At 65.4% G+C, this 26,244-nt stretch carries 27 protein-coding genes; 17 read left to right on the top strand and 10 right to left on the bottom strand.

What is annotated here, in order from left to right:
* Together E3T43_RS00135 and E3T43_RS00130 are read right to left on the bottom strand one after the other, a co-directional pair.
* A partial coding sequence (locus E3T43_RS00135; protein ID WP_134470849.1) for a DUF222 domain-containing protein occupies positions 1-1,395 on the bottom strand: 1,395 nt, incomplete at its 3' end.
* A gap of 523 nt (positions 1,396-1,918) precedes the next feature.
* Positions 1,919-2,755, bottom strand: coding sequence for an SDR family oxidoreductase (locus tag E3T43_RS00130; RefSeq protein ID WP_134470848.1), 837 nt, complete (start codon positions 2,753-2,755; stop codon positions 1,919-1,921).
* Between the two features lie 60 nt (positions 2,756-2,815).
* Here E3T43_RS00130 and E3T43_RS00125 point away from each other — a divergent pair, with 60 nt between their 5' ends.
* Positions 2,816-3,967 carry a cation:proton antiporter gene (locus tag E3T43_RS00125; protein ID WP_134470847.1) on the top strand — a complete coding sequence of 384 codons (1,152 nt, stop codon included), beginning with the start codon at positions 2,816-2,818 and terminating at the stop codon, positions 3,965-3,967.
* Here E3T43_RS00125 and E3T43_RS00120 read toward each other — a convergent pair.
* Entirely contained in the window at positions 3,964-4,365 is a 402-nt protein-coding gene (locus E3T43_RS00120) for a DUF3592 domain-containing protein (protein WP_233195416.1), read from the bottom strand. The two genes, E3T43_RS00125 and E3T43_RS00120, sit on opposite strands and share 4 nt — an antisense overlap.
* A gap of 80 nt (positions 4,366-4,445) precedes the next feature.
* Between E3T43_RS00120 and E3T43_RS19600 the strand changes: the two genes are divergently transcribed.
* Positions 4,446-4,691, top strand: coding sequence for a hypothetical protein (locus tag E3T43_RS19600; RefSeq protein ID WP_370449847.1), 246 nt, complete (start codon positions 4,446-4,448; stop codon positions 4,689-4,691).
* Here E3T43_RS19600 and E3T43_RS00110 read toward each other — a convergent pair.
* From E3T43_RS00110 to E3T43_RS19110, 3 genes are all read right to left on the bottom strand, one after another.
* A complete protein-coding gene (locus tag E3T43_RS00110; protein WP_255454155.1) occupies positions 4,688-5,404 on the bottom strand; it encodes a GntR family transcriptional regulator in 717 nt (238 codons plus the stop codon). The two genes, E3T43_RS19600 and E3T43_RS00110, sit on opposite strands and share 4 nt — an antisense overlap.
* Positions 5,405-5,525: 121 nt before the next feature.
* Positions 5,526-7,304 (bottom strand): gamma-glutamyltransferase family protein, encoded by a 1,779-nt coding sequence (locus E3T43_RS00105; protein WP_370449846.1) that lies wholly within the window; start codon positions 7,302-7,304, stop codon positions 5,526-5,528.
* Positions 7,285-7,488, bottom strand: a complete 204-nt coding sequence (locus E3T43_RS19110; RefSeq protein ID WP_255454156.1) for an oligopeptide/dipeptide ABC transporter ATP-binding protein — start codon at positions 7,486-7,488, stop codon at positions 7,285-7,287. Before E3T43_RS19110 ends, E3T43_RS00105 begins: the two co-directional genes overlap by 20 nt.
* Before the next feature lie 83 nt (positions 7,489-7,571).
* Here E3T43_RS19110 and E3T43_RS00095 point away from each other — a divergent pair, with 83 nt between their 5' ends.
* Both E3T43_RS00095 and E3T43_RS00090 read left to right on the top strand, forming a co-directional pair.
* Positions 7,572-8,348, top strand: a complete 777-nt coding sequence (locus E3T43_RS00095; RefSeq protein ID WP_134470844.1) for a sulfite exporter TauE/SafE family protein — start codon at positions 7,572-7,574, stop codon at positions 8,346-8,348.
* Positions 8,349-8,383: 35 nt separating this feature from the next.
* Positions 8,384-9,277 carry an amidohydrolase family protein gene (locus E3T43_RS00090; protein WP_134470843.1) on the top strand — a complete coding sequence of 298 codons (894 nt, stop codon included), beginning with the start codon at positions 8,384-8,386 and terminating at the stop codon, positions 9,275-9,277.
* Positions 9,278-9,437: 160 nt separating this feature from the next.
* Here the strand turns inward: E3T43_RS00090 and E3T43_RS18930 are convergent, their stop codons facing one another.
* A complete protein-coding gene (locus E3T43_RS18930) occupies positions 9,438-9,716 on the bottom strand; it encodes a hypothetical protein (RefSeq protein WP_174844294.1) in 279 nt (92 codons plus the stop codon).
* A gap of 17 nt (positions 9,717-9,733) precedes the next feature.
* Between E3T43_RS18930 and E3T43_RS00080 the strand changes: the two genes are divergently transcribed.
* The 7 genes from E3T43_RS00080 (at position 9,734) to E3T43_RS00050 (ending at position 17,032) form a co-directional block, all read left to right on the top strand.
* Positions 9,734-11,140 (top strand): DUF6421 family protein, encoded by a 1,407-nt coding sequence (locus E3T43_RS00080; RefSeq protein WP_134470842.1) that lies wholly within the window; start codon positions 9,734-9,736, stop codon positions 11,138-11,140.
* The gene (locus E3T43_RS00075) at positions 11,140-11,805 is read left to right on the top strand and encodes an SDR family NAD(P)-dependent oxidoreductase (RefSeq protein ID WP_241978732.1); all 666 of its coding nucleotides are present in this window, start codon (positions 11,140-11,142) and stop codon (positions 11,803-11,805) included. Before E3T43_RS00080 ends, E3T43_RS00075 begins: the two co-directional genes overlap by 1 nt.
* A 110-nt stretch (positions 11,806-11,915) precedes the next feature.
* The gene (locus tag E3T43_RS00070) at positions 11,916-12,800 is read left to right on the top strand and encodes an ABC transporter ATP-binding protein (protein WP_134470841.1); all 885 of its coding nucleotides are present in this window, start codon (positions 11,916-11,918) and stop codon (positions 12,798-12,800) included.
* Positions 12,797-13,909 (top strand): ABC transporter permease, encoded by a 1,113-nt coding sequence (locus tag E3T43_RS00065; RefSeq protein WP_134470840.1) that lies wholly within the window; start codon positions 12,797-12,799, stop codon positions 13,907-13,909. Before E3T43_RS00070 ends, E3T43_RS00065 begins: the two co-directional genes overlap by 4 nt.
* A gap of 31 nt (positions 13,910-13,940) precedes the next feature.
* Complete coding sequence (locus E3T43_RS00060) at positions 13,941-15,023, top strand: low specificity L-threonine aldolase (RefSeq protein ID WP_134470839.1); 1,083 nt, start codon at positions 13,941-13,943, stop codon at positions 15,021-15,023.
* Complete coding sequence (locus E3T43_RS00055; RefSeq protein WP_134470838.1) at positions 15,020-16,705, top strand: long-chain-fatty-acid--CoA ligase; 1,686 nt, start codon at positions 15,020-15,022, stop codon at positions 16,703-16,705. Before E3T43_RS00060 ends, E3T43_RS00055 begins: the two co-directional genes overlap by 4 nt.
* Before the next feature lie 147 nt (positions 16,706-16,852).
* Entirely contained in the window at positions 16,853-17,032 is a 180-nt protein-coding gene (locus E3T43_RS00050) for a hypothetical protein (RefSeq protein WP_134470837.1), read from the top strand.
* On the opposite strand, the gene E3T43_RS00045 is transcribed toward E3T43_RS00050, so the two are convergent.
* The 3 genes from E3T43_RS00045 to E3T43_RS00035 are packed head-to-tail and all read right to left on the bottom strand — an operon-like array spanning position 17,003 to position 20,796.
* On the bottom strand, positions 17,003-17,473 hold the full coding sequence (locus E3T43_RS00045; RefSeq protein ID WP_134470836.1) for a hypothetical protein: 471 nt from the start codon (positions 17,471-17,473) through the stop codon (positions 17,003-17,005). The genes E3T43_RS00050 and E3T43_RS00045 overlap by 30 nt on opposite strands.
* Positions 17,474-17,505: 32 nt before the next feature.
* Positions 17,506-18,555 (bottom strand): zinc-dependent alcohol dehydrogenase family protein, encoded by a 1,050-nt coding sequence (locus E3T43_RS00040; RefSeq protein WP_134470835.1) that lies wholly within the window; start codon positions 18,553-18,555, stop codon positions 17,506-17,508.
* A 60-nt stretch (positions 18,556-18,615) separates the two neighbouring features.
* The gene (locus E3T43_RS00035) at positions 18,616-20,796 is read right to left on the bottom strand and encodes an ATP-dependent Clp protease ATP-binding subunit (RefSeq protein ID WP_134470834.1); all 2,181 of its coding nucleotides are present in this window, start codon (positions 20,794-20,796) and stop codon (positions 18,616-18,618) included.
* A gap of 270 nt (positions 20,797-21,066) precedes the next feature.
* Between E3T43_RS00035 and hisC the strand changes: the two genes are divergently transcribed.
* From hisC to E3T43_RS00005, 6 genes are all read left to right on the top strand, one after another.
* Positions 21,067-22,134: a histidinol-phosphate transaminase gene (gene hisC, locus E3T43_RS00030; protein ID WP_134470833.1), complete on the top strand. Its 1,068-nt coding sequence runs from the start codon at positions 21,067-21,069 to the stop codon at positions 22,132-22,134.
* 71 nt (positions 22,135-22,205) lie between these two features.
* Positions 22,206-23,201 carry an ABC transporter substrate-binding protein gene (locus E3T43_RS00025; protein ID WP_134470832.1) on the top strand — a complete coding sequence of 332 codons (996 nt, stop codon included), beginning with the start codon at positions 22,206-22,208 and terminating at the stop codon, positions 23,199-23,201.
* A gap of 13 nt (positions 23,202-23,214) precedes the next feature.
* The gene (locus E3T43_RS00020; protein ID WP_134442343.1) at positions 23,215-24,114 is read left to right on the top strand and encodes an ABC transporter permease; all 900 of its coding nucleotides are present in this window, start codon (positions 23,215-23,217) and stop codon (positions 24,112-24,114) included.
* 7 nt (positions 24,115-24,121) lie between these two features.
* Positions 24,122-24,913 carry an ABC transporter ATP-binding protein gene (locus tag E3T43_RS00015; protein WP_134470831.1) on the top strand — a complete coding sequence of 264 codons (792 nt, stop codon included), beginning with the start codon at positions 24,122-24,124 and terminating at the stop codon, positions 24,911-24,913.
* A gap of 267 nt (positions 24,914-25,180) precedes the next feature.
* Positions 25,181-25,426 carry a CopG family transcriptional regulator gene (locus tag E3T43_RS00010; RefSeq protein ID WP_134442346.1) on the top strand — a complete coding sequence of 82 codons (246 nt, stop codon included), beginning with the start codon at positions 25,181-25,183 and terminating at the stop codon, positions 25,424-25,426.
* Entirely contained in the window at positions 25,420-25,767 is a 348-nt protein-coding gene (locus tag E3T43_RS00005) for a type II toxin-antitoxin system PemK/MazF family toxin (RefSeq protein WP_241978731.1), read from the top strand. The genes E3T43_RS00010 and E3T43_RS00005 overlap by 7 nt, the downstream gene beginning before the upstream one ends.
* Positions 25,768-26,244: the final 477 nt, after the last annotated feature.

Here is a 26,244-nt window from a genome sequence, read left to right as displayed (position 1 = left end):
CGGATCGATCGGGCCGTAGCCTTCGAGCTCGGCGGGTTCCTCACTCTGACCCATCAGGGTGAGGACGGGGACGGTGATGTTGACGTTGGCGGTGAGGCCAGCGCCGAGGCCGCTGCCGGTGACGCCCTGCTGGAGCAGGTCAATGGCGACATCGGCGCGGAGTTGGCTGAGGGTGCGGGGCTCATCGGGGCCCTGCAGACTGATCGCCGCATCGGTGACCCGGGTATAGACGCCTTGCAGGTCGTCGCCGGCCGCGCGTAACCAGAGGGTGGCCATGCCGTCCTTATCGGGGAAGAACTGCACCCGGCGATCGGCCAGACACCGGGTGCGGCGAACGGTGATGCTGTCGGGGTGGAACCGCTCCCGCAGCTTGCGAGCCTTACCATCGAACTGCGCCGGAGTGAGTTTACGAGCGTGCGGCAGCAACACCGCCTCCAGCTCGGCCCGGGCGGGCTGCGGGACGGAATCGAGTTGGTCGAGCAGCCGCTGGGCATGCCGCAGGGAGATCTCCCCAATGCGGAGAGCATCGAGGGTCTGCGGGCGGGACTCGACCAGCACCCGGCTCTGGTGCAGCAGGCCGGAGGCTGTGCCGGCGGGGATGCGCAGCGCACAGGCCATTTCGGCGACCAGGCCCTGCTGAGCGGCGAAGGTCGCATCCCAGTCGTGCTCGTGCTGCGGACCGGCCTGCGGTCGGCCGGTCTCAGCACTGTTGGTGGTGTAATCCCACGCCTCCGTCAGGACCTCGGCCTTACTCGCCTGCGCCCACGCGATCACCTTCTCGAGGTAAATCACCCGGTCGACGAACTGCGCCTGGTGCCGCTGGAACGGACTCAAGCCGGCAGCCGCGTCGGACGGGTCCGGGTCGTCGCCAGTGCTGCCCGCAGTGCGAAGGCCGGCGGCCGCGTCAGCGCCGGGTTGACCGGAGTCAGCAGCGCCAGCAGAGAACTCACCCGTTGCGCCTTCGTCCGGGATGAAATCGTCCGGGAGAAAGTTGTCCGCAAGGTAATTCGTATAGAGAAATTCCTCGCGGAGGTCCTCATCGAAGAGGTGCTCGGGCGGCACCGCACCGAATACCTCGGTCAGGTCGAGGCCTGCCGGAATGGTCGGGCCGTCAATCAACTCCGGGCGGCCAATCGTCGGGCTCACCGGTGCCAGGCTCACTGGTGCCGGGCTCACCGGTGCCGGACTCACCGGTTCCAGATCGACCGGGTCGGTGACCTCATACGGGGCGAATTCTCCGAGCCCCTCGGCCAGTTGGAGCCGCCAATCAGCCTGACACTGCGCCCAGAACACCTCGAACTCCGCGCGCTCTTCGAGTGTGGACGGCGGGTAGCCGTGAGCCGCGAAGAACGGATCGACACGGCCCGGCTGGGGAGTATCGCCGCTCTGGCTCATAGAAGAAGTGTACCAAAACCATGTGCCAAAGTCGAGGGTTTCTCAGATATGTTTGGATTTTTGTGCGAATATACATTCGGCCAAACCGCGCGTTGTCGAGACCGGCTCAGCCCAGTCCATGGCGGTCTCGGCAAGCTCGACCAACGGCAGTGGCCGGGGTCTCCAGACCGCTCGGAGCGGGAGGTGACGGGCCAGACGGGCCAGGCGGGCTCGGCGGGCTCGCCCAGAATGGTCGAGTTCCGTAGACCGGTCGCCGTGAGCGGTGGCACGCTCAGCACCGAAAGACGGGGGCTTCGAGGCCACATGCGGCCCGCGTCGCCCGATGTACCGCACGGGAGCGGGCGCAATAAGGCCGGGGCCCCGGTCCGTCAACGTGGTCACCTTCCTGCTGGAAGAGTGCCAACAATGGGAGTGCGAGCGCCCCAGCTACAAAGAGCAATATTCAGCTTTCGGCACCGTGCAAACTTAATGTTTGTCGAAATTCGCACTGTCTTCGGCGATCTCGCGCGGCGAACGAGGGCCGCTACCCGCGACCGACCCACCGATCCATCGAGCGGTACACGCCGAAGACGCGACCGGCGACGGTGTCCCAGGCTGCCAGCGGCAGCACGCCGCGCAGCACCTTCGACAGGCTGACCGTCCAGGGCAACAGCAGCTGCGGCTTGCCGGCGAGCATGGCCCGCCAGACCCGATCGACGACATATTCCGGGGTCATCAGCGGGGTGAGCAGCGGCCCACGCGCGCCCTCGAACATGCCGGTATCGATGTAGCTCGGGCAAACCGTGGTGACCTTGACCTGGCCGTGGCCCTGCTGCACGAGCTCGAGCCGCAGCGAATCGCTCCAACCGATCAGGGCGGCCTTCGAAGCGGCATAAACGCTCATGCGCGGGTTGCTGAGGGTGCCGGCGGCCGACGCGATGTTTACGATGCGTGACTCACGCCATCCGCTCGCAATCATGCCCGGGAGAAACTCTCGGGTGATGTACATCGGGGCGAGCGCGTTGATCTGCATGGTGGGGCGGGTGTCTGCGCCGTTGTCGTGCTCCCAGAAATATTTGCCACGCACGATTCCGGCGTTGTTGATGACGACGTCGGGGTTGCCGATCTCGGTGCGCACGCGCTGTGCGGTCTGCGCGATGGCGCCGAGATCGGCGATATCCACGACGTACGGCGCGATCTGGGTGAGCCCGTTGGAGCGTTCCGTCAGGATGGCAGCAGTTTGGGCGAGCGCAGCACCGTCGCGGTCCCAGAGGATGACGGCTTTGGCCCCTTCGGCAACGCAGCGTTCGGCATACAGGCGGCCCATGCCGCTGGCTGCTCCGGTTATCAGCACGTGGGCTCCGGCGACGGTTCGACTCATACCCCCATCATGCCGTCTGCAGCAGTACTACGCTCGATCTAGCAACAGGAGGAGGCGCGGATGGACTTTCAAACCCTCGCGATCATCTCCGTGGTCGCGTTGCTCGGGCCACTCCTGGCAATGCCGCGCCGTTGGAATATCCCGGTCGTCATTGGCCAGCTCGCCGCCGGCGTTATCGTCGGTCGAACCGGCTTCGGCCTCATCGAAGCCGCCGACCCCACGCTGACCCTGTTAGCGGATGTCGGATTCGCGTTGATCATGTTCGTGGCCGGCACGCACGTGCCGGTTCGTACCGGCGCGATTCGCGCGGCGCTCTCGGCGGGCCTGGTGCGGGCGTTTCTCGTCACGGTCTCGGCGAGCGCCCTCGGCGTGGCCATCGCGATAATGTTCGGAACGAATCATGCACCTCTCTATATAGTGCTGCTGGCTTCCTCGTCGGCCGCGCTCGTGCTGCCGCTCATCCACTCCCTGGGGCTGCGCGGGCGCTCGATGCTCGAGCTCACGGCACAGGTTGCGATCGCGGACATCGCGGCCATCGTGGCGCTGCCCCTGGCCATCGACCCGCCGGATGCGGGCCGCGCGGCGCTCGGCGCCGCCCTGATCGCGGCGTTGGCCGTGGCCTTGTACGTCTTGTTGTCCCGGTTAGAACGAAACGGCTCCCGCGCACGGCTGCACAAGCTCTCGGCGAACCGCAAGTTCGCCCTCGAGCTGCGCATCCAACTGGCCATTCTGTTTGCCCTCTCGGCGGTGGCCGTGTTCAGCCATGTCTCGGTCATGCTCGCCGGTTTCGCGTTCGGGCTCGCCGTCGCAGCGGTCGGCGAACCGCGCCGCCTCGCCCGCCAGCTCTTCGCCCTCGCCGACGGATTCTTCGGCCCGCTGTTCTTCGTCTGGCTCGGCGCTTCGCTCGCGCTGCGCGACCTGACCGACCACCCGCAGATGATCGCCCTCGGCCTGACACTGGGCCTGGCGACCCTGCTGACCCACGCGACCACCCGGGTACTGGGCCTGCCCCTGTCATTCGGGCTGCTGTCGGCGGCCCAGCTCGGTATACCGATCGCGGCCGCGACGATCGGTACCCAGCTGCACGTGCTCGCCCCCGGGGAGGCGGCGGCGCTGCTGCTCGGCGCACTCGTGACCATCGCGGTGACCGCGGCGGCGAGCGGATGGGCGCGGCCGCGCGCAGCATCCGCTGCCGAAAAGACGGTCGGTTAGACAAACATCAGCACGATGCCGGTCACGCCGGCGAGCACGCCGATGCCGAGCAAGACCAGGCCGATCAGGCGCAGGCCCTTACCGTCGAGTTCGGGGTCGTGTGTGCGGCAACGCTCGGGATGGCGGTTGCGAAACCACACGCGCACATCGTCGCCGGGTACCAGGTGGTGCGTCTCGTGGGTGTCGGCCGGGCATTCGTGGACATCGCCGTCGCCATCAAACCAGCGGATGACCGTGGCCGGCCCCGACGCGGCGATGACCGCGGTCGTGCGGGTCCAGCGGCCACTGATGCCGCGCACGGACAGGCCGACAATGTAGAGCAGCGCTCCGATGATGAGGCCGACGAGGGTGAGGATCTCGCTCATAATGCCGGCGAAGTCGAGAGCGTGCACTGTCACCGCCGTCCGTTTATTGTTGTCGTCCTGGCTCCAGAGTAACGTTTGACGCCCCGACCAGGCGGCAGTCTAGGCATGAAACCATGCGATTCGGACTGTTTGTACCCCCGGGCTGGCGACACGATCTGGTCGGAATCGAACCCGCCGAGCAGTGGGCAACCATGAGCGACCTGGCCACCCACGCCGATGTCATCTCGGGTGGACGCATCGAACCGGTCGTAGCCCTGGGCCATACCAGCCTCCATGCCACTTTCGGCCAGGCCGTCGCGGGCATCCTGGCCGTGAGAAATAGGCCTGCTGCGCGCTCTTGTCCCGGTTGCGCCGGCTAGTTGGGAAGGCCGGCGCCGTCTACCGTGTCTTGGTGATCACGGATCGTCGCGGCGGTCTGCATGACGTGAGCCATCATGCACACCGCTGCCCGGTCGCCGTCGTGGTCGCGCAGCGCCTCGTAAATCTGGCGGTGCTGGTCCCACGAGCCGGCGGCCCGCGTCACGACGACCTGGTAGAAATACCAGCGAATTCGTCGTTGCAGCACCCCCAGCATTCGGGCAATCACCGAGTTATCGGCGGCCTCCACGACAATATTATGAAACCGGTCGTTGAGCTGCAGCAGGTGCTGAGCGTCCTGGGCCGCAATCGCCGCATCACCATGCCCCAGCAGTTCCTGAAGCCGAGCTAAATCGACGTCTGAAATATTTTTGGCGGCCAACCGTGCGCAGTCGCTTTCCAACAGTGCGCGGGCGTGGAAAACCTCCTGCACTTCCTTGTCACTGGGAGCGTGCACGAAGGCACCCTTCTTGCCCGGCCGATGTTCAACGAAGCCGTCGTGCACGAGCCGTTGAATGGCCTCACGCACCGGGTTGCGGCTCACCCCCAGCTGCTTGGCAACTTCGTCTTCGCGCAGGTGGGAACCCGGTGCGATGACACCGTCGACAATGGATTCTTCCAACACCTCGTAAACCCGTTCGCCCAGGGTTTGCGCAGCTTTCAGTAAGCCGAGAGTGCGCAACTCATCCCCTTTCGACTCCAAGACGTCCCACACTTCAGCTATTCCTCTTCGACCATTCCTGCGTGGCGGACCGCAATCTGCCGCCGTCCGGCGCGCACAACATTTGTTGATTATGCCGCAGTTCTCGGGGCACCTCGTTCAGTGCCCCGTGCGACTAGCGCCCGACGGCGTAGCCCTGGTTGCCCCGAGGGTTGGCCGCAGCCTTAAGCCAGCCGCCATCGCGCGCCACAGCGCTCACTCGCCCTTCGGACCACGGCTCACCGACCACGACGACGTGACCGCGATCCCGCAGCTCGTCAAGCACGGCCGAATCAAACCGACTCTCCAGATAGACCTCGGCTGGATGCGCATCCCGCGGGAAGAAGGAGTTGGGCATGTGCGTGGAGTGAAAACCGGGGGCATCGATACCCTCCTGCAGATTCATATCGCCGTGCACGAGGTTCAGGAAGTAGTTCAACGACCATTGATCCTGCGCGTCGCCGCCCGGGGTTCCGAACGCGAGCCAGGGCTTGCCGTCGCGCAGGGCGAAGGACGGCGTCAGCGTGGTTCGTGGGCGAGCGCTCGGGCGCAGGGAGTTCGGCAGACCTTCCTGGAGCCAGAACATTTGAGCGCGGGTGCTGAGGCAGAAGCCCAACGCGGGGATCGTTGGGGATGATTGCATCCAGCCGCCACTGGGCGTGGCCGAGATCATCATCCCGTTGGCATCGACCACGTCGACGTGGCAGGTGTCCCCCCGGGTCTCCCCTGATTTGGCGATCGTCGGCTCGCCGGACCCGATCAAATTCTCATAGCCGGCTGGAGATGCCGGGTAATGCGGCAGTCGTGCCTGGGCGCCGCCGGGGTTGCCGGGGCGGAGTTCCACGGAGGCCGTGTCGGTGATCAGCAGGCGACGCTGCGCGTTGTATTCCGGGCTGAGCAGAGCCGCCATGGGCACGTCGGTGAAATTCGGGTCGCCGTACCAGGCCTCGCGATCGGCAAAGGCGAGTTTGCAACTCTCCAGGATGGTGTGCACCCAGTCAGCGGAGCCGGGTCCCATCGCGGTCAGATCGAAGCCTTCGAGCAGCGCCAGTTGCTGCAGAAAGACGGGTCCCTGCCCCCAGGGGCCCGTCTTGCAGACGGTGTAGTTGTGATACTCGTAGGTGAGCGGCTGTTCCACCGTGGGCTCCCACCGGGCCAGGTCCTCGGCGGTCAACAGCCCCCGATGACGCTCCCCCGAGGTATCCATCACCTCGTTGTCTGCACAGAATTCACCGATGGCTTCGGCGACAAAACCGCGGTACCAGCAGTCCCTGGCCGCGCGGATTTGCGCTTCCCGCGCCCCGCCGGCAGCTTCGGACTCCGCGACTATCCGGCGCAGGGTCGCGGCCAGCACAGGATTTCGGAAACAGCTTCCGGTCGCGGGCACCTGTCCGCCCGGCAGCCAGGTCGCCGCCGAGGTGGGCCACTCGGTCGTGAACAGTTCCTGCATCGTTTCGATGGCAGCGGCTACCCGCTTGAGCAGCGGATGCCCCTCCTCGGCATAGTGGATGGCCGGTTCGAGCACCTGGCGCAGCGTCATGGTGCCGTGCAGTTCCAAGAGGAGCGTCCACGCCCCAAAGGCACCCGGCACGACCGCGGGCAGCAGGCCCGTCCCTGGCATCACGTCCAGGCCCAACCCGGTCACGGCCTCGATCGTTGCCGCAGCCGGCGACACGCCCTGACCGCAAATGGTGGATACCTGCTGGTCGATTTCCGACCAGACCAAAATCGGAACCTCGCCACCGGGTCCGTTGAGGTGAGGCTCAACAATTTGCAGCACGAAGCCGGTGGCTACCGCGGCATCGGCGGCATTGCCGCCGCGCTCGAGGATGCTCATTCCGGTGGCCGAGGCGATCCAGTGGGTGGAGGCCACCATACCGACGTTTCCGATGAGTTCAGGACGGGTGGTAAACAAGATTCGGGTCTCCTTGGCTGATGCGCGATGCGCCATTTTCTGCGGTGACGAGGTGGCAGGCGCTCTGGTGTTCGGGGCTCGTTACGCCGAGCAGACGCGGCACCTCGGTTCGGCAGCGATCAATCGCAATCGGGCAACGGGCGTGGAACGGGCATCCACTTATTACTTCGGTTGGACTCGGCAGGTGGAAGGAGTGAAATAGTTCGTCCGTTGTCTGGATACTGTATACGGTATAGAGACAGATCGTCTATGAATAGGACAATAACCATGGAAATTGAGATAGGGCTACTCAATGGCACGATTATCTTCGTGGCGGGGATCGTGGCCGGAATCATCAACGTGGTGGCCGGCGCGGGAACGCTGATCACCTTTCCGACCCTGCTCGCCCTCGGCATCCCCCCGATCACCGCCAATGTGTCGAACACCGTTGGCCTGGTACCGGCCTCCGTCACCGGCGCCTACGGCTACCGACGAGAGCTGCAGGGGCAGTGGCGCGCGGTCGGGCTCATGGCCGTCTTCTCCGCCGTTGGTGGGATCGTCGGCGGCATTCTGCTGCTGGTTCTGCCGGCATCCGCCTTCTCCGTTGTCGTTCCCTATCTGCTGCTCTTGGCGGGCGTGCTCTCCGCCATTCAGCCGCGCATCGCGCGATTCGTGCGACGCAAATCTGACGTTGCACATGCCGATACCCGCCCGGTGACGATTGGTCTTATCCTCGGCGTGCTGGCGACGGGCGTGTACGGCGGCTATTTCGGGGCAGCCCAGGGCGTTGTCCTGCTGGCCCTGCTGGGTATCCTCTGGTCAACCGATATGCACCGGGCCAATGGCGCCAAGAACGTTCTGGCCGGTGTCGCCAACGTCGTGTCGGCGGTGATCTTCATCTCCAGCGGCACGGTCGACTGGATGATTGCCGTCCTGATCGGCGTCGGCTCGGCCCTCGGCGGCTGGCTCGGCGCCAGAATCGGGCGGCGCCTGCCGGCTCCCGTGCTGCGCACGATTCTCGTGATCGTCGCGCTGACGGCCGCGGTCGTGCTGCTGGTCACCTGATTACTTCGGTCAGGCAATCTGACACACTGGGTGCAATGAGTCTCAGCGACAACGAGGTGCCGGCCTGGTGGCGGGGGCTCGGCCTGCCCGGGCTGGTCGACCTGCACACCCACTTTCTCCCCGAGCGGATGCTGCGGCGCGTCTGGGCCCACTTCGACGAGATCGAGCCGCTCATCGGCCACCCGTGGCCGATTCGGTACCGCGAGGACCAGGAGTCGCGGCTCGCGACGATTCGCCGGCTCGGCGTGCGGCGCTTCACCGCGCTATCCTATGCGCATCGTGCCGGGATGGCGGCCTCCCTGACCGATTTCTCACTCGATCTCGCGAAAGAGCATGCCGACTGCGTTCCGAGCGCCACGTTCTACCCGGAGGAGGGCGTGCTCGACCAGGTGCAGTCCGCCCTCGACCGCGGCGCTCGAGTGTTTAAAATTCACGCGCAGGTCGGGGCTTTTGATCTGCGCGAACCGATCCTCGACCCGGTTTGGGGGCTGCTCGCCGACGCCGCGATTCCGGTCGTGATCCATGTCGGCAGCGGGCCGGTTGCTCGGCCGGGGATCACCGGGCCGAATGCGCTTGCCGGAGTGTTGGTCCGGCATCCGCTACTCACGGCGGTCGTCGCGCATCTGGGCGCCCCGGAATACGGCGAGTTTCTCGACCTGGCCGAGCGGTATCCCTGGGTGCACCTTGACACCACGATGGTGTTCACCGACTTTTTCGAGCAGCTCGCGCCGTTTGACCCCGCCCTGCTCTCGCGGCTGGCGGACCTGCCCGACCGGGTGGTGCTCGGCAGCGATTTTCCCAACATTCCGTACCCGTATGCGCACCAGCTGGAGGTGCTCGAACGCCTGCGCGACCGGGAGCCGCGACTCGACGACGACTGGCTACGCGCGGTCTGCTGGTACAACGGGCTACGCCTGATCGGCGAATAGAAGCGTGCCGGACCGACTCACAGCGGTCCTGCCCTAACGCGTACGCGTTCGACCTGGTGTTCGCGAAGGCCTCTGGCCGGCAGGTCATCGACTCTGGTTCCGAGCAGGTCGCCCCGCTCGTGTTCCCAGCGAGCCAACGCGAACAGTCCCGTTCCTGGCGCTATTCGACCTCGGTCAGCGGCAGAGTGGCGCACCGCCTGACGACCGCGCGCAGCACCGGCATCTTCAAGCCGATGAAGACGTCACCTTCGCCATATTGGCCGGGACCGGTTTGAAAGAACCGGGCAACCCGGACCTCCAGCGCGAAAAGAGCCGAAACCGGCGATTCGCAGCGCCCAACCCGGCCCGGAGTCATGGTTCGTTGCGAGAAATAGCAAGAAAACGCCGCTCTGCGCCCGATATTCTGAAGGAGCACGCCCGCCGCAACCGCGGCACTCACGCGAATCGGAGGTTCCCATGTCGATATCTGTTGAAAAAACACACGTAGCTAACGCTCTGGTCGGAGAGCCCGAGGTTCTCGAAGACGGCGTCGATCTCGCCCAGCATCCGTCCTGGCGCGACCTCAAGGCCGCGGCGACCTCGCTACAGGGCCTGCAGTCGCAGGACGGTTCGATTGCCGACGCCGCGTGGCATGCGGATGCTGACGTCTCCGTTTCGCGCATCACCGCAGCGATCACCGACCTCGCGCCGCGCTTCACACACGATTCCACCTATCTCGAAGCCCTGATCGTGGACTTTGACCGCTGGGCCGCTGAGGGATTCGGCGTGCCCGACTTCTACGATTCCCTGATGGCTTTTCAGCCGCAGCAGCACCGCATCAACGGGCTGCGCCACCTCGTGGTATTCCCGATGTACACGCAGAACGGCAGCGCCAACCGGCTCGTCGAGGCCGTGCTGATCGAGGTCATCTGGCCGGAATTCATCGGCGAACTTGAGGCCGGCTATACGAACAAACTGTTCGTGCCAATTCGTTTTCTCGATTTCACGCCTGGCTACGACACCAACTCGGCCGTACTCTTTCCCGAGACGGTCGCGATGCGCGAGATTCCGACGTTTACCTGGGGGGCGATTTTCGCCGACCGTGAAGCCGCCCGTTTTCGCCGGGTCGTGCGCGCGGCCGCCGAGATCACGCGGCTCGAGCTGCCGTCCGAGGCTACCGCGCTGCTCGACGACCAGCACCTCACCGAAGAGACCTTCGTGATGTGGGATCTCATCCACGACCGCACGCACATGCGCGGCGACCTGCCGTTCGACCCGTTCATGATCAAGCAGCGCATGCCGTTCTTCCTGTATTCACTCGAAGAACTGCGCTGCGACCTGACCGCCTTTCGCGAGTCGGTCACGATCGAGCGCAGTGAGCTGGCCAGCCCGGAGGCGCGTCGGCACGCGAAACTGGTGCAGTACGCGGTCATCTTCGACCGCATCTTTCGGTTCGCCATCACCGGCAACCGGGTGCGCAACTATGACGGCCTCGGCGGCCAGCTATTGTTCGCCTGGATGCACCAGCACGGTGTTCTGCACTGGACCGACACCCGCCTCACCTTCGATTGGGACGCCGTTCCCGAGGTGGTCATCGCACTCGGAGCGCAGGTCGACGAGCTGTACTGGGCGTCGATCGACCGACCGAAGAAGGCGCACTGGCTCGCGGCCTACGAGATGATCTCGAAGACCCTCACTCCGAATCCGGCGTCGACCTGGGCCCGCGGCCTGCCGCTCGAGGTGCTCGCCGGCGCCCCGAAGGGCTACACCGACCAGGTTCTCGACGACGAATTTCCGCTGTCGATGTTCTTCGAAGCGCTGGAAAAGAAGATGCGCACGGTCATCGACTCGACGGCCGGTATCACCGCCAGCGCGGTCGACTGATGGGTGCCAGTCTGGCCGTCGCTGGCCGAACCGTGCTCATCGCCGGGGCGACCAGCACGGCCGGCCTGGCCGTCGCCTCGTCACTAGCGGATGCCGGTGCGCGCGTCGTCGCCGTCGGCTCCAATCTCGCCCGCCTCCAGTCCGTGCTCGCGGTCGCGCCCGAGGCCGCGCTCTACGAGTGCGACCTCACTGACTTTGCCGCGGTGACCGCGCTGGCCGGCGCGATCGGCCCGATCGACGGGCTGATTCACCTGGTGGGCGGCTGGCGCGGCGGCGGCGGTTTGGCCGGTCAGACCGACGAGGATTGGGAATTTCTGCACTCGCACGTGGTCACCACGCTGCGCAATACCACCCGGGCGTTCAACGCCGACCTGCTGGCCGCGTCGGCCGGGCGGCTCGCCATTGTGTCGAGCGTGTCGGTAGACCGGCCGACCGCTGGCGGCGCGAATTATGCGGCCGCGAAGTCCGCGGCCGAAACGTGGGTGCGCGCGGTCGGAGCGGGGTTTGCGAAAGCGGGCGACACCGCCGCGGCTGCGATCTTCGTCGTCCGTTCGCTCGACGGGCTCGAAACGGAGCTGGCTACCCGGGTGACGGGTTTGTGGGAGGATGCGGCGGCATCCGTCAATAACAGTCGGGTCCTGCTCAAGGCCGACACCGAAACCTAATGCTGTGAAACACAGGCCGCGCTGCCGAAACCGGCGCACGCGCCGGCCGGTGGATGTGTCGCGCCGGCCGCCCGCGCTACCGTGAAGTCACGCACAACGAAGGGGCGGGCATGCTCGACATTCGGGGAGTCACCAAGAGCTACGGAACCCGGCAGGTGCTCAGTGACGTGAGCTTCACCGTCGGGGACGGCCGCATGACCGGCTTCGTCGGCGCGAACGGCGCCGGCAAGACCACGACGATGCGCATCATTCTCGGTGTGTTGTCGCCCGACTCGGGTACCGTGCTCATCGACGGGGTTCCGGTTACGGCGAGTGATCGCCGCCGGTTCGGTTATATGCCCGAGGAACGCGGCCTCTACCCGAAAATGAAGGTCGCCGAGCAACTCGTCTACCTGGCGCGTCTGCACGGGCTGACGCCGGCATCCGCTCGCCGCAACACGACCAATCTGCTGGAGCAGCTCGGCCTCGGCGAACGGGCCGGCGACACGGTGGAGTCACTGTCGCTCGGCAACCAGCAGCGCGCCCAGATCGCCGCCGCGCTCGTGCACGACCCGGAGTTTCTCGTGCTCGACGAGCCATTCTCCGGCCTTGACCCGCTCGCCGTCGAGGTGGTCATGAGCGTTCTCGCGGGTTACGCGGCGCAGGGCGCGCCCGTGCTGTTCTCGTCGCACCAGCTTGACATCGTCGAACGGCTCTGCAACGACCTCGTCATCATCGCCGAGGGTGAAATTCGCGCCAACGGCTCCGGCGAGGCCTTGCGCGACCAACACAGTCGCCCCCGGTTTGAGATTCGTACCGCGGGCGACATCAGCTGGATCCGTTCGCAGCCCGGCATCACCGTCGTCGACTTCGACGGCGATTACGCCGAATTCGAGGCAGAAACGGATGCCGCCAGCCAGGCGGTCCTGCAGCACGCGATCACGCTCGGCGCCGTTCACACCTTCAGCCAGCAGAGACCCAGTCTCGCCACCATCTTCAAGGAGGTCATCGCATGAGCAACGCCACCCGCCCGGTGCACACCGCGCCCACCTTCGCCCAGAGTGTCTGGCTGGTTTCCAACCGCGAGATCGCGGCGCGGCTGCGCAGCAAATCGTTTCTGATCGCGACCGGCATTTTGCTGCTCATCTCGATGGGCTCCGTCATCGTCGGCAGCATTATGAGCCAGAACACCAGCCTGACCAAGGTCGCCGTGGTCGGCACCGCGATCAGCGTCGTCGAGCAGACGCAAGCCTTCGACATCGTGGAAGCATCCAGTGCCGAAGACGCCGAGGCGCTCGTGCGCGATGGCACGGTCGATGCGGCCGTTGTGCCGTCGACGAATCCCGCTTCCTTGCTCGGCATCACCGTGATCGCGCTCGATTCGGCGCCGGGCGAGGTTCTCGGCGCGCTCAGCGTGAACCCCGAACTTGCGATTCTCGAACCGGCCGAGCAGGACGGTTTTCTTGCGTACCTCGTGGCGATCGGCTTTGGAATCATCTTTCTCATGTCCGCGACAACCTTTGGCGCCACGATCGCGCAGAGCGTCGTCGAAGAGAAGCAGACCCGCATCGTGGAGATTCTCCTGTCAACGATTTCGGTGCGGGCCCTGCTCGCCGGCAAGGTGCTCGGCAACAGCCTGATGGCGTTCGCGCAGATCGTCTCGATCGGCTTGTTGGTCTCGATCGGCCTGGCGGTGACCGGGCAACGGGTGCTACTGGCCGACGTTGGCCCGGCGATCGTGTGGTTCGCCGTGTTCTTCGCGTTTGGCTTCGTGCTGCTGGCCGCCCTCTACGCGGCCACGGCATCGATGGTGTCCCGGCAGGAAGACGTGGGATCAGCGACCTCGCCGGTGTTGTTCCTCGTCATGATCCCGTATTTCATGGTGGTTTTCTTCAACGACAACCCGCTCGTGCTGGCGATCATGTCGTACGTGCCGTTCTCAGCGCCGGTCGGGATGCCGGTGCGCATCTTCCTGGGCCAGGCCGAATGGTGGGAGCCGGTGCTCTCGCTCGTCGTGCTCGCCCTGTCGACGATGGTGGTGATTCTGATCGGGTCGCGCATCTACTCGAACGCGCTGCTGCGTATGGGCGCCCGCGTCTCCCTGCGCGAGGCTCTGCACAAGTAGCGGCATCCACTTCGTGCAGACGGCCAGACGAATGCGGGAGGATGGAGGGGTGACCCAACTCCATGATCTTTCGTCCCGCGGTTTCGCCTCCGACAATTACTCCGGCATTCATCCGGAGATTCTGGAGGCGATGACCCGGGCCAATGGCGCCCACCAGGTCGCCTACGGTGAAGACGTCTACACGGCCCGGCTACAAGAGGTCTTCGTCGAACAGTTCGGCGCTGGCGTTGAAGCGTTCCCCGTTTTCAATGGCACCGGCGCCAACGTCACCGGGCTGCAGTCAATGCTGCCACGCTGGGGCGCCGTGATCTGCTCGGCCACCGCGCACATTCACACTGACGAGGGCGGCGCCCCTGAACATGTCGGCGGCTTAAAGCTGCTGCCGGTCGTGACCCCCGACGGCAAGCTGACCCCGGAGCTGATCGACCAGGAGGCCTGGGGCTGGGGCGATGAGCACCGCGCCCAGCCGCTCGTCGTGTCGATCACCCAGACCACCGAGCTCGGCACGGCCTACACCGTCGACGAGGTGCGCGCCATCGCCGATCACGCCCACTCCAAGGGCATGACGCTGCACATGGATGGCGCCCGCATTTCCAACGCCGCCGCCAGCCTCGGGGTGCCGCTGCGCGCCTTCACCCGCGATGCCGGCGTCGACGTGCTCAGCTTCGGCGGCACCAAGAACGGCATGATGCTCGGTGAGTGCATCGTGGTACTGAACCCGGCGGCATCCACTGGTCTGAAATTTCTGCGCAAGTCGAACATGCAGCTCTCCAGCAAGATGCGTTTCGTTTCGGCGCAGCTGATCGCGCTGCTCGACGGCGACCTCTGGCTGCGCAACGCCAGCCACGCCAACGCAATGGCCGCCCGGCTGCGCGGTGCGCTGGAGACCGAGCTCACTCAGGGCACCATCACCGGGCTGACCTTCAGCCAGGCCACCCAGGCCAACGCCATCTTCGCCACCCTGCCCGACGGTGTCGCCGACCGGCTGCGCGAATCCTTTCGCTTCTACGACTGGGATGCGTCCAAGAACGAGGTGCGCTGGATGTGCGGCTTCGACACGACCGAAGACGACATCGACCAGTTCATCGCCGCCATCACCCGAGAACTGTCATGACCTTCAAGGATCAGCCCTGGCTCGCCTCTTACGCGCCCGGCGTGCCCGGCACCATCGACGAGACCACCGAAACCCTCACCGAGATGATCGAGGCCTCGGTCGAGACCTTCGCGTCGAACATTGCCTTGGATTTCTTCGGCGCCACGACCACCTTTGAGCAGCTCGGTGAGCAGATCTCCCGAGCCGCCAACGGCCTGCGCAAGCTCGGCGTGAGCCCGGGTGACCGAGTGGCCCTCGTGCTGCCGAACTGCCCTCAGCACGTCGTGGCGTTCTACGCGGTGCTGCGCCTCGGCGCCATCGTGGTTGAGCACAATCCGCTCTACACCGACCGCGAGCTGCGCCACCAGTTTGAGGACCACGGCGCCAAGGTCGCGATCGTCTGGGACAAGGTCTACGACGCCGTCCGTGCTTTTCCCAGAGATATGGGCATAACGGATGTCGTCACCATCGACCTCACGCGCGCCATGCCGTTGTCGAAACGGCTGGCCCTCAAGCTGCCGATCAGGAAGGCCCGGGACGCTCGCGCCTCCCTCACCGCCGGGCCCGGAAAGGGGGCGATCAGCTGGGACTCCCTCGTCGGAACCCGCAAGCTGCATGCCTCGCATCAGCGCCCACTGCTCGGGGACACCGCCGTTTTGCAGTACACGAGCGGCACGACCGGCACCCCCAAGGGCGCCATTCTGAGTCACTACAACCTGCGCGCCAACGCCGCCCAGGGCTCCGCCTGGGTGGCGGGCCTGCGGCCCGGCGAGGAAACCGTGTACGGCGTGCTGCCCATGTTCCACGCCTATGGCCTCACGCTGTGCCTCACCTTTGCGATGAGCATCGGTGCCCGCCTCGTGCTGTTTCCCAAGTTCGACGAGAAGCTCGTGCTCGACGCCACCAAGCACGCACCGCCCACCTTCCTGCCGGCGGTGCCGCCGATCTACGACCGCCTGGTCACGGCCGCTGCGAAGAAGAAGGTGAGTCTCGCCGGCATCCGTTTTGCTATTTCTGGTGCCATGAACCTGCCTGTGTCGATCGTGGAGCGCTGGGAGAGCGCGACCGGTGGGCTGTTGGTCGAGGGCTACGGCATGACCGAGGCGTCGCCGATCGTGGCCGGCAACCCGATCGGCCCGAGCCGCCGCCCCGGAACGGTCGGCGTGCCGTTTCCGAGCACCGACATTCGCGTGGTCGACCCGGAGGACCCGACGGTTGAGCGCGGCTTCGAGGAGGAGGGCGAGCTGCTCGTGCGCGGTCCGCAGGTGTTCTCGGGCTATTGGGGCCGCCCGAGCGAGACCGCCCAGGTGCTGCTGCCCGGCGGCTGGCTGCGCACCGGCGATATCGTGCGGGTCTCCGCCGACGGCTTCATCACCGTCGTCGACCGGATGAAGGAACTCATCATCACCGGCGGATTCAACGTGTCGCCGTCTGAGGTCGAAGAAGCCCTGCTCTCGCACCCCGACATCGTCGATGCTGCCGCGGTCGGTCTGCCGAGCGCGAACGGCGGTGAAGACGTCGTGGCCGTGGTCGTATTGGCTGGCGGCGCCGAACTCGACGTGGCCGCGGTGCGCGAGTACTGCCGCACCCGGCTCTCGGCATACAAGGTGCCGCGCCGCATCGTCGAGGTCGACGACCTGCCGCGCAGCCTCCTCGGAAAGGTGCTGCGCCGCGAGGTGCGGGGCCGACTGCAGGGCAAGTAGACCGGTCGGGCTCCGCCGGCGAGCAACATCCAGCCGGGTCGGTTCATTGTTGCCCGCCGCGGCTCGGCGAGCTTTGCGAAGATCAACGATGCTCTCAGGGGCTTCAACAAGGCGTGGGCCGACGCGGCATCCGTTCTGATCGTCAGCGTGGCGAAGCTGTCGATCGATGAGACCCGCGAGAACCCGTGGGCACGCTACGACATCGGTCAGGCCGTTGCCCACCTGTCGATCCCGGCCCAGCACGACGGACTGCACACCCACCAGATGGGCCGATTCGATGATGCTGCTCGTCAACGACTAGCTCGCAGCGCGTGGCCCACGGAGTAACAGCGTCGGAACCAACGAACCGACAATGATCAGGGCCGTGAGCCACGCGAGATGTACATCGAGCGGGAACGGCCAATACATGGTCACCCCCACGCCGGCAAGGGTGACAATGAGTGCCCCCAGGGCCGGCCCCCACACTCTCCGCCACGCCACCACGAGGGCGGCGGCGGGTAGCCAGTAGGCGACTTGGCTGCCCGCGCCCATGCCCCGAACCATGTCGGCCGGTGCCAGCAGAAACGACACGGCGTCGACCCAGGGCCCGAAGAACATCGCGGCGCAGTGAAAAACCAGGGCAAGCCCGCTGACGAACGCCACCACAGCCCCCAGCCATCCCACGCGCACCGAACGTTCTCGCAGCAGCGGGTGCCCCACCACGAGCCGCAGAATCGCGGCGGCGATGGCGAAGGCCAGTAACCCTCCCCAGAGGAACGGTTGGTTCACAATTGTCCCTCCAGAGCGGGCCAGACGGTGGGTCAGGGGCGGAGCAGCACCTTGATAGCGCGGCGCTCGTCCATCGCGGCGTAGGCCTCGGCCACCTCGGCCAGCGGCAGCTGCAGGTCGAACACCCGGCCCGGGTTGATCTGGCCGGAGAGAACCTCGGGCAGCAACTCCTCGACATAGCTGCGAACGGATGCGACACCACCGTTCACGCCCACGTTTGTTCCAAACAGGGTGCGGATCGGCAGTTCGGCGCCGCCGTTGGGTACGCCGACGTAGCCGACCATTCCGCCGGGGCGAGCCGATCGGATGGCCTGATCCATGGATTCCTGGGTTCCGACGCACTCGAGCACGTAGTCAGCGCCGACGCCGTCGAACAGGGCCTGCACGGCGGCAACGCCCTCATCGCCGCGCGCCTCGATGATGTCGGTCGCACCGAATTCGCGGGCGACGGCCTGGCGGTCGGCGTGGCGGGACATGGCCACGATGCGGCTCGCGCCGAGGCGCTTGCTCGCGAGAATGGCGCAGAGTCCAACAGCTCCGTCACCGACGACGACCACGGTGCTGCCCGGTTCCACGCCGGCCGAGACGGCCGCGTGGTGTCCGGTGCCCATGACGTCGGCGAGGGTGAGCAGGCTCGGAACGAGGTCATCGCTCGGAACTGTCGGCGTGGCAACGAGCGAACCGTCGGCGTGGGGAACACGCACCCGCTCGCCCTGGGCTCCGTCGGCGAATCCGCCGAGCTGGTCGTCCGCGCCCCACCAGCCGCCGTTGAGGCAGGAGGTGCTCACACCGTTCTGACAGTTGACGCAGGTGCCGTCGCAGTCGTAGAAGGGCGCAATGACGAAGTCACCGACCTTGACGGTCGAGACGTCGGGACCGATGGCTTCGACGATGCCGACGAATTCATGGCCGATCCGGTGCGGTTCCTTGGTGGGGGCGATACCCCGGTACGGCCACAGGTCTGACCCGCAGACGCAGGCCGCAGTCACGCGAACAATGGCGTCACCACCGGTCGAGAGTACGGGTTCGGGAACTTCTTCGAGGCGAACATCCCGTTCGCCATAAATCACAGTTGCGAGCATGAATTAAGCGTAACCCGCGACTCTGGACATCTCCCTTTTACACGCGAGAGCGGGAATCGGCTAGAGCAGGTCCTCCTCGAGGGGAACGTCCAACAGCGTGGGGGCGGATTCGACGGTGAGCGAGTCCCCGTCGGCTTCCAGACTCACGAGCACCGTGTCGCCGTCGCGAATCTCCCCGGAGAGCAGCGCCCGCGCCAGGCGGTCGTCGATCTCACGCTGCATGAGGCGTCGCAACGGACGCGCACCGTAGATCGGGTCATAGCCACGTTCGGCCAGCCAGCGGCGGGCATCCGGTGTCACTGCCAGCTCAAGGCGACGCTCGGCCAGGCGCTTCTGCAGCCGGTCGACGTCGAGTTCAACGATCTCACCGAGCTCATCGGTGGTGAGCGAGGAGAACACCACGATGTCGTCGAGCCGGTTGACGAACTCGGGCTTGAAGGCCTGCCGCACGAGGCCTTGCACGGCCTGTTCCTTCTGCTCCACCGACAGGGTCGGATCGACCAGAAACTGCGAACCGAGGTTCGAGGTGAGCACGAGGATCGTATTGCGAAAGTCCACCGTGCGACCCTGGCCATCGGTCAGCCGACCGTCGTCGAGCACCTGCAACAGCACGTCGAATACCTCGGGATGCGCCTTCTCCACCTCGTCGAACAGAATCACCGAATACGGGCGACGCCGCACGGCCTCGGTGAGCTGCCCACCCTGCTCGTAACCGACGTAGCCCGGAGGCGCTCCGACCAGGCGCGACACCGAGAACTTCTCGCCGTACTCGCTCATGTCGATGCGCACCATTGCTTTTTCATCATCGAATAGAAACTCGGCGAGCGCCTTGGCGAGCTCGGTCTTGCCGACGCCGGTCGGACCGAGAAAGAGGAAGGATCCGGTCGGCCGGTCGGGGTCGGAGATCCCGGCGCGTGAACGCCGCACGGCGTCGGCGACCGAGCGAACTGCCCGCTTCTGCCCGATCAGGCGGTGGCCGAGCTCATTTTCAAGGTTCAGCAGCTTGTCGGTTTCGCCCTGCAGCAGGCGGCCGACCGGAATGCCGGTCCAGGCGGCGACGACAGCGGCGATGTCCTCGCTCGTGACCTGGTCGTTGACCATGCGGGGTCCGACTGATTCTTCTTTTTCGGCGTCGGCGAGCGCGCGTTCCATCACCGGAATATCCCCATAGAGCAGCCGGGAGGCCTTTTCGAGGTCTCCTTCCCGCTGAGCCCGGTCCGATTCGATGCGCGCGGTGTCCAGCCGCTCGCGCAGTTCGCCGACCCGGTTGAGCGAGGCCCGCTCGGCGTCCCAGCGGGCCTGCAGTTCCCCCAGGTTCGCCTGGCGCTCCGTGAGGTCGCTGCGCAGTTTTACCAAACGTGCTTTCGACGCGTCGTCTTTCTCCTTCTTCAAGGCGAGTTCTTCGAGCTTGAGCCGGTCGACGCTGCGCCGCAGCTCGTCGATCTCCACCGGAGAGGAGTCGATCTCCATGCGCAACCGGCTCGCGGCCTCATCGATCAAGTCGATGGCTTTGTCGGGCAGCTGGCGGGCGGTGATATACCGATTCGAGAGGGATGCCGCGGCCACGAGGGCAGAATCGGCGATTGTCACCTTGTGGTGGGCTTCGTAGCGTTCCTTGAGCCCGCGCAGAATGGCGACGGTGTCTTCGACCGAGGGTTCGCCGACGAGCACCGGCTGAAAACGGCGCTCGAGCGCGGCATCCTTTTCAATGAATTCGCGGTACTCGTTGAGGGTCGTAGCGCCGATCAGGCGTAGTTCGCCGCGGGCGAGCATGGGCTTGAGCATGTTGCTGGCCGCGACGGAGCCCTCGCCGCCGCCCGCGCCCATGAGCGTGTGCAGTTCGTCGACGAAGGTGATGATCGCTCCGTCGGCGTCATTGATCTCCTTGAGCACGGCCTTGAGCCGTTCCTCGAACTCGCCGCGATACTTGGCGCCAGCCACGAGGGCGGCCAGGTCGAGCGAGACCAGCTGTTTGTCCTTGAGCGAGTCGGCAACGTCACCGGCCACGATGCGCTGGGCCAGTCCCTCGACCACGGCGGTCTTGCCGACGCCGGGTTCGCCGATCAAGACCGGGTTGTTCTTGGTGCGCCGGGTGAGCACCTGGCTGATCCGGCGAATCTCGGCGTCGCGCCCGATCACCGGGTCGAGCTTGCCGCTGCGGGCGATGTCGGTGAGGTTCACCCCGTAGAGCTCGAGGGCCGTCTTGGCGTCTTGCTGCGGTGGTCGCTGACCGGCTTGCATGAGCTGTCTCCTCTAAAGTTGAGCCTTGCTGGCTCAAGTTTAGTCCCCCCAGGCTAACAGCCGAAATAGGTCGCCGAAAATTACAAAACTGAACAACTTGTGCGATGAAGCCCGCTGAACACCAGTCAGATAGTGCAGTTTGTGACGTGCTGATTGGTCGAATTGTCAAACTTCTGCTGCATCACTACGCTCTGAACCAGACCCGTCATTGCCGACGCTTTACTCGACGCGCATGTCTGGCATACCCGTCCCGAGTGAGGTTGAAAAGTTATGGTGCAGCAACGCGAAGCCATCAGCAGACTGCCCGCGTACAAGCAGGGCGCCGCAGCGGGCGATTCCGGAGCGTTCAAGCTTTCCTCGAACGAGAACCCGTTTGCGCCGCTCGCCTCGGTGACCGAGGCAATCGCATCCGCTCTCGGGGAGATTCATCTGTACCCGAGCATGGCCGTCGCCGAAGTCACCGACCGTATTGCGGCCCGGTTCGACGTCTCGAGCGACAACGTGGCCTTCGGTGCCGGGTCGGTCGAGGTGCTGTCCCAGATCATCCACGCGAGCGCCGGGGCCGGTGACGAGGTCATCTTCGCCTGGCGGTCATTCGAGGCTTACCCGATTCTGGTGCAGGTCGCCGGTGCGACGCCGGTGCCGGTCGCACTCACGAGCGATGAGTGCCACGATCTGAACGCTATGGCCGATGCCATCACCGCGCAGACGCGATTGATTTTGGTCTGCAACCCCAACAACCCGACCGGCGCCTTCGTCACCAGCGAGGAACTGCACGCGTTTCTGGCCCGGGTCCCCGAGAACGTGCTGGTCGTCGTCGACGAGGCCTACGTGCACTTCAACCGTGACGCCTCCTCCGCTGTTGGCATTGATTTCTTTCGCCGTTACCCCAACGTGGCCGTGCTGCACACCTTCTCCAAGGCCTATGGCCTGGCCGGCCTGCGCATCGGCTACGCGATCGCACCGACCGCTGTTGCCGCGAACCTGCGCCGGGTGGCCCTGCCGTTCGGTGTAACCGCGCTCGCCCAGCGCGCGGCCCTCGCCTCCCTCGACGCGGAGGCCGAGCTGACCGTGCGCATCGACCAGATCGTCGCCGAACGCACCCGGGTGCTCGGGTCATTGCAGGCGAGCGGATGGCGCGTAACCGACTCGCAGGGAAATTTCGTCTGGCTCCGCACCGGCGACGACACCGACCGGGTGAACGTCGTGTTCATTGCCGAAGGCATCCTGGCCCGGGCTTTCCCCGGCGAAGGCCTGCGCGTGACGATCGGCACGGCCGAGCAGAACGACCGCTTCCTGGTCGCCGCCGCGGCAGCCCTGGCGCCAGCCACCGTCTAGCACCCCCTCACCGTTCGGCCGCAGGTTCCCGCGCGCCGTAGCAGCATGAATTCAAAGGAGAATTTCCCAGCATGAAGCACACCAAATCCCTGTCAGCCCTCACCCTCGTTGCCGCCGGCGCCCTCACCCTCAGCGGCTGCGCGGCCAGCGAGCCGACAGCATCCGCTTCAGACGACCTGATCACGATCGGCATCAGCCAGATCGTGCAGCACCAGGCGCTCGACGACGCCCGCGAGGGTTTCAAGCAGGCCTTCGCTGACGCCGGCTACGTCGAGGGCACCGACATTGAGTTCGACGAGCAGAACGCGCAGGGCGAGCAGGCCACCGCGAGCACCATCGCCGCGAAGTTCGCCGCCGACAAGGTCGACCTCGTGCTCGCGATCGCCACGCCCACCGCGCAGGCCGCCGCGCAGACCATCATCGACATTCCCGTGCTGTTCACCGCAGTGACCGAGCCGAAGGAAGCCGGACTGGTCGAGAGCTGGGAGAAGCCGGGCAGCAACATCACCGGCACCAGCGACCTGAACCCGGTCAAGGAGCAGCTCGAACTGATTCAGGAGATCCTGCCGGACGCCCAGTCGGTCGGCATTATCTACAGCTCGGGCGAGGTCAACTCCGACGTGCAGGTTGAACTCGCCAAGGAGGCAGCCGACGACCTCGGCCTGACCATCAAGGAAGCCACCGTCACCAACTCGAGCGAGGTCGCCCAGGCCACCGAGTCGCTCGGCGACGTCGACGCCATCTACATTCCCACCGACAACCGCGTCACCGAGGGTCTCGAAGCCGTCATCCAGTATTCCGAGGCCAACCAGATTCCGCTGTTCGGCGCCGAAAACGGCCAGGTCGAGCGTGGCGCCATCGCAACCTACGGCATCAGCTACACCGACCTCGGCTACCAGACCGGCCAGATGGCCATCCGCATCCTCGAAGACGGCGAAGACCCCGCCGACATGCCGGTCGAGACCCTCGACACGATCGAGTTCATCCTCAACCCGGCCGCTGCCGAGCGCATGGGAGTGACCCTCACCGAGGAACTCATCGCCAAGGCCGACCGAATCATCGAGTAGAAGGACTACCCAGATGAATGCGGCTCTCGAACTCGGCCTGCTCTACGGAATCATGGCGTTGGGTGTCTACCTGACGTTTCGAATCCTCAACTTTCCCGACCTCACGGTCGACGGAAGTTTCACGACCGGGGCCGCGGTTGCCGCGTCGCTCATTATCAATGGTGTGCCGGCTCCCCTCGCCACCCTCGCCGGGGCGGCGTCGGGAGCGGTGGCCGGCCTGGTCACCGGTGTGCTGTACACCAAGGGCCGCATCGACGGCCTGCTCGCCGGCATCCTCACCATGATCGCCCTGTGGTCGATCAATCTGCGCATCATGGGCAAATCCAACCTGCCGCTCTTGCGGGAGGACACCCTGATGACGCCGCTGCGGGACGCCGGCCTGCTCGGCGGGGCCTGGAGCATCCTGATCTTCGCCGTCGCCGCCCTGGTCATCAAGTTTGCCATCGACTGGTTCCTCAGCACCGACCTCGGCCTGTCGATTCAGGCGACCGGCAATAACGAGCAGATGATCCGCAGCCTCGGCGTCAACACGCACCGCACCACGATTCTCACCCTCGCGATCTCGAACGGGCTCGTCGCCCTCTGCGGCGCACTCATCGCTCAGTACCAGGGCTTCGCCGACGTCAGCATGGGCATCGGCCTCATTCTGGTCGGACTCGCCTCGGTCATCGTCGGTCAGGCCGTCTTCGGCCGGCGCACCATTTTTCTCGCCTCGCTCGCCGTCATCGGCGGAGCCGTCATCTACCGCCTGGTGATCTTCTTCGCTCTCGGCGCCGGGCTCAATCCGAACGACATGAAGCTCATCTCGGCGCTGCTCGTCGTTGCCGCACTGCTGCTGCCGCGCTGGGGCTTCCTGAAACGCGTGCCCTCGCTGCGCGAGATGCGTTCCGCCGCCGCAGTGAAAGCGAACTAGGAGTCTCATGCTGCTCATTCAGAACATCACCAAGACCTTCTTTCCCGGCACGGTCAACGAACGCGTCGCCCTCAACGACGTGTCACTGCAGCTGAACACCGGTGATTTCGTCACCGTTATCGGCAGCAACGGCGCCGGAAAATCCACCCTGCTCAATATGATCAGCGGCAAGCTGCCGATCGATTCCGGCGACCTGTCGATCGACGGCAGTTCCGTCAAGCGGATGCCCGACTACGCGCGAGCCGCGCACGTCGGCCGCGTGTTCCAGGACCCGATGGCCGGAACCGCGCCCGACCTGAGCATCGAGCAGAACCTCGCGCTCGCGCTGCGCCGCGGTCAGCGTCGCGGGCTCGCCTGGGGTGTCACCCACAAACGTCGGGCGTTCTTTCGCGAGGAGTTGCTCTCGCTCGAGCTCGGCCTCGAAAACCGACTCAAGGCTCGGGTCGGGCTGCTTTCCGGCGGCCAGCGGCAGGCGCTGTCTCTGCTCATGGCGAGCTTCACCCAGCCGCGCATCCTGCTGCTCGACGAGCACACCGCCGCCCTCGACCCGCAGCGGGCCGAATTGGTCACGACGCTCACCGAAAGCATCGTCGCCAAGCACCATCTCACCACGCTCATGGTCACGCACAATATGGAACAGGCGCTGCGCCTCGGCAACCGGCTCATCATGATGCACGAGGGCCAGATCATTCTCGACGTCGACGCCGAGCGCAAGGCCACCATGACGGTGCCCGACCTGCTCGCCGAGTTCGCGAAGATCAAGGGCGCGTCCCTCGACGACCGGGCGCTGCTCGGGTAATTTGCGACGGCAAGGAGCGCCGGTTCGGCCCTGCGGAATTGCGCAGGTCGGGCGGCGCTTCGTGGGTCAGGGACTCAATCGCGGCTGGCTCGGCGGCGTCTGAGCCGGACAGGCGGTCTATAACGACCTTGGTGACGAAGAGCAGGCCGTGGTCCGGTTGGACCTCCAGTGCATCTTCACTGTCACACCATTTTGAGCGGATGCAGTCCACCATAGTGAACACCACTCGTCACACACGAAGACGGTATGACGGGTTATACTTGCATCATGAAGACTGCGATCTCGGTTCCCGATGGCGATTTCGAGCGCTTCGAGCGCATCGCGGGCAAGCACGGCATGAACCGGTCGGAGTTCTATCGACTCGGCGCGCAGCGCCTGGCCGACGAGCTTGAGGGTGGCTCCGAGCTGACGGCAATCGCTGACGCGGTGCTGGCACGAACGGGACAGCCTTCCGGCGACGGAGCGTTCCTGCGTGAATCTGAGCGCCTGATCCGAGAAAAGTCCGAATGGTGACGGCGCGCGGGGATGTCGTCTGGGTCGATTTCGGGTCGTCCCGCGGCTCCGAACCGGCGAAAGTTCGCCCTGCGGTCGTTGTTCAGGAGGACTGGCTGTTAGCCACGAACATCGCCACAGTACAGGTCGTCCCGTTGACGTCGAACACGGGACTGGAAGCATTCCCGGGGAACGTCCTGATACCCGCCGAGGCCTCCGGACTTGAGAAGGACTCCGTCGCCATTGTCTCTCAGGTCGGTCCGGTCAGCCGGGAATTCCTCGACCCCTATCCCGCCGGGCATGTACCTGCATACCTGCTCGCCGAGATCGGCGCGGGCATTCGCCTCGCACTCGGTTTATAGAGCCAGAACGCCCCGCGGCAGCTAACTTAGCCGTCTGACTGAATGCCCTTCGGGCAATTCGCCGCCGCAGAACCCAGGCTATGAGCGACCAGGGCGCGATGGCTCCGCTGATCAACACTCCCGCTATCCGCAATCCCGGTGTCGTCAGCGTAAGTGCGACCAGGGCGCAGAGAGCGCACGGTGGTGGAGCCACGTGCTGTGGTACGGCGCCAGAGCATCCGCATTCACCCGGCGCCGTTCACAACTGCGGATACTTGTGGATGATCAGCTGAACGGTGGCACGAGAGACGAAACGAACTCAAATATGCAAGTCCTCTTGGAGTACAAACTGTTGCAAGACTTCGCTCACGATACGCACTGATCTAGAAACTGGACGGGCCCTAGCGGGAGTTTCCTAGCTATTTCCGGAACGCCAGATTGCGCTGAAGTCAATTCCAGTGCTGGTCTGGCGTTCTTCGGCGTGGTGGCGTGACTTTT

It is taken from the genome of Cryobacterium sp. Hh7, assembly GCF_004403155.1.
Lineage (GTDB): Bacteria > Actinomycetota > Actinomycetes > Actinomycetales > Microbacteriaceae > Cryobacterium > Cryobacterium levicorallinum.
The sequence above is the reverse complement of the archived record's forward strand: the minus strand, read 5'-3'. Positions and strand labels throughout refer to the sequence as shown.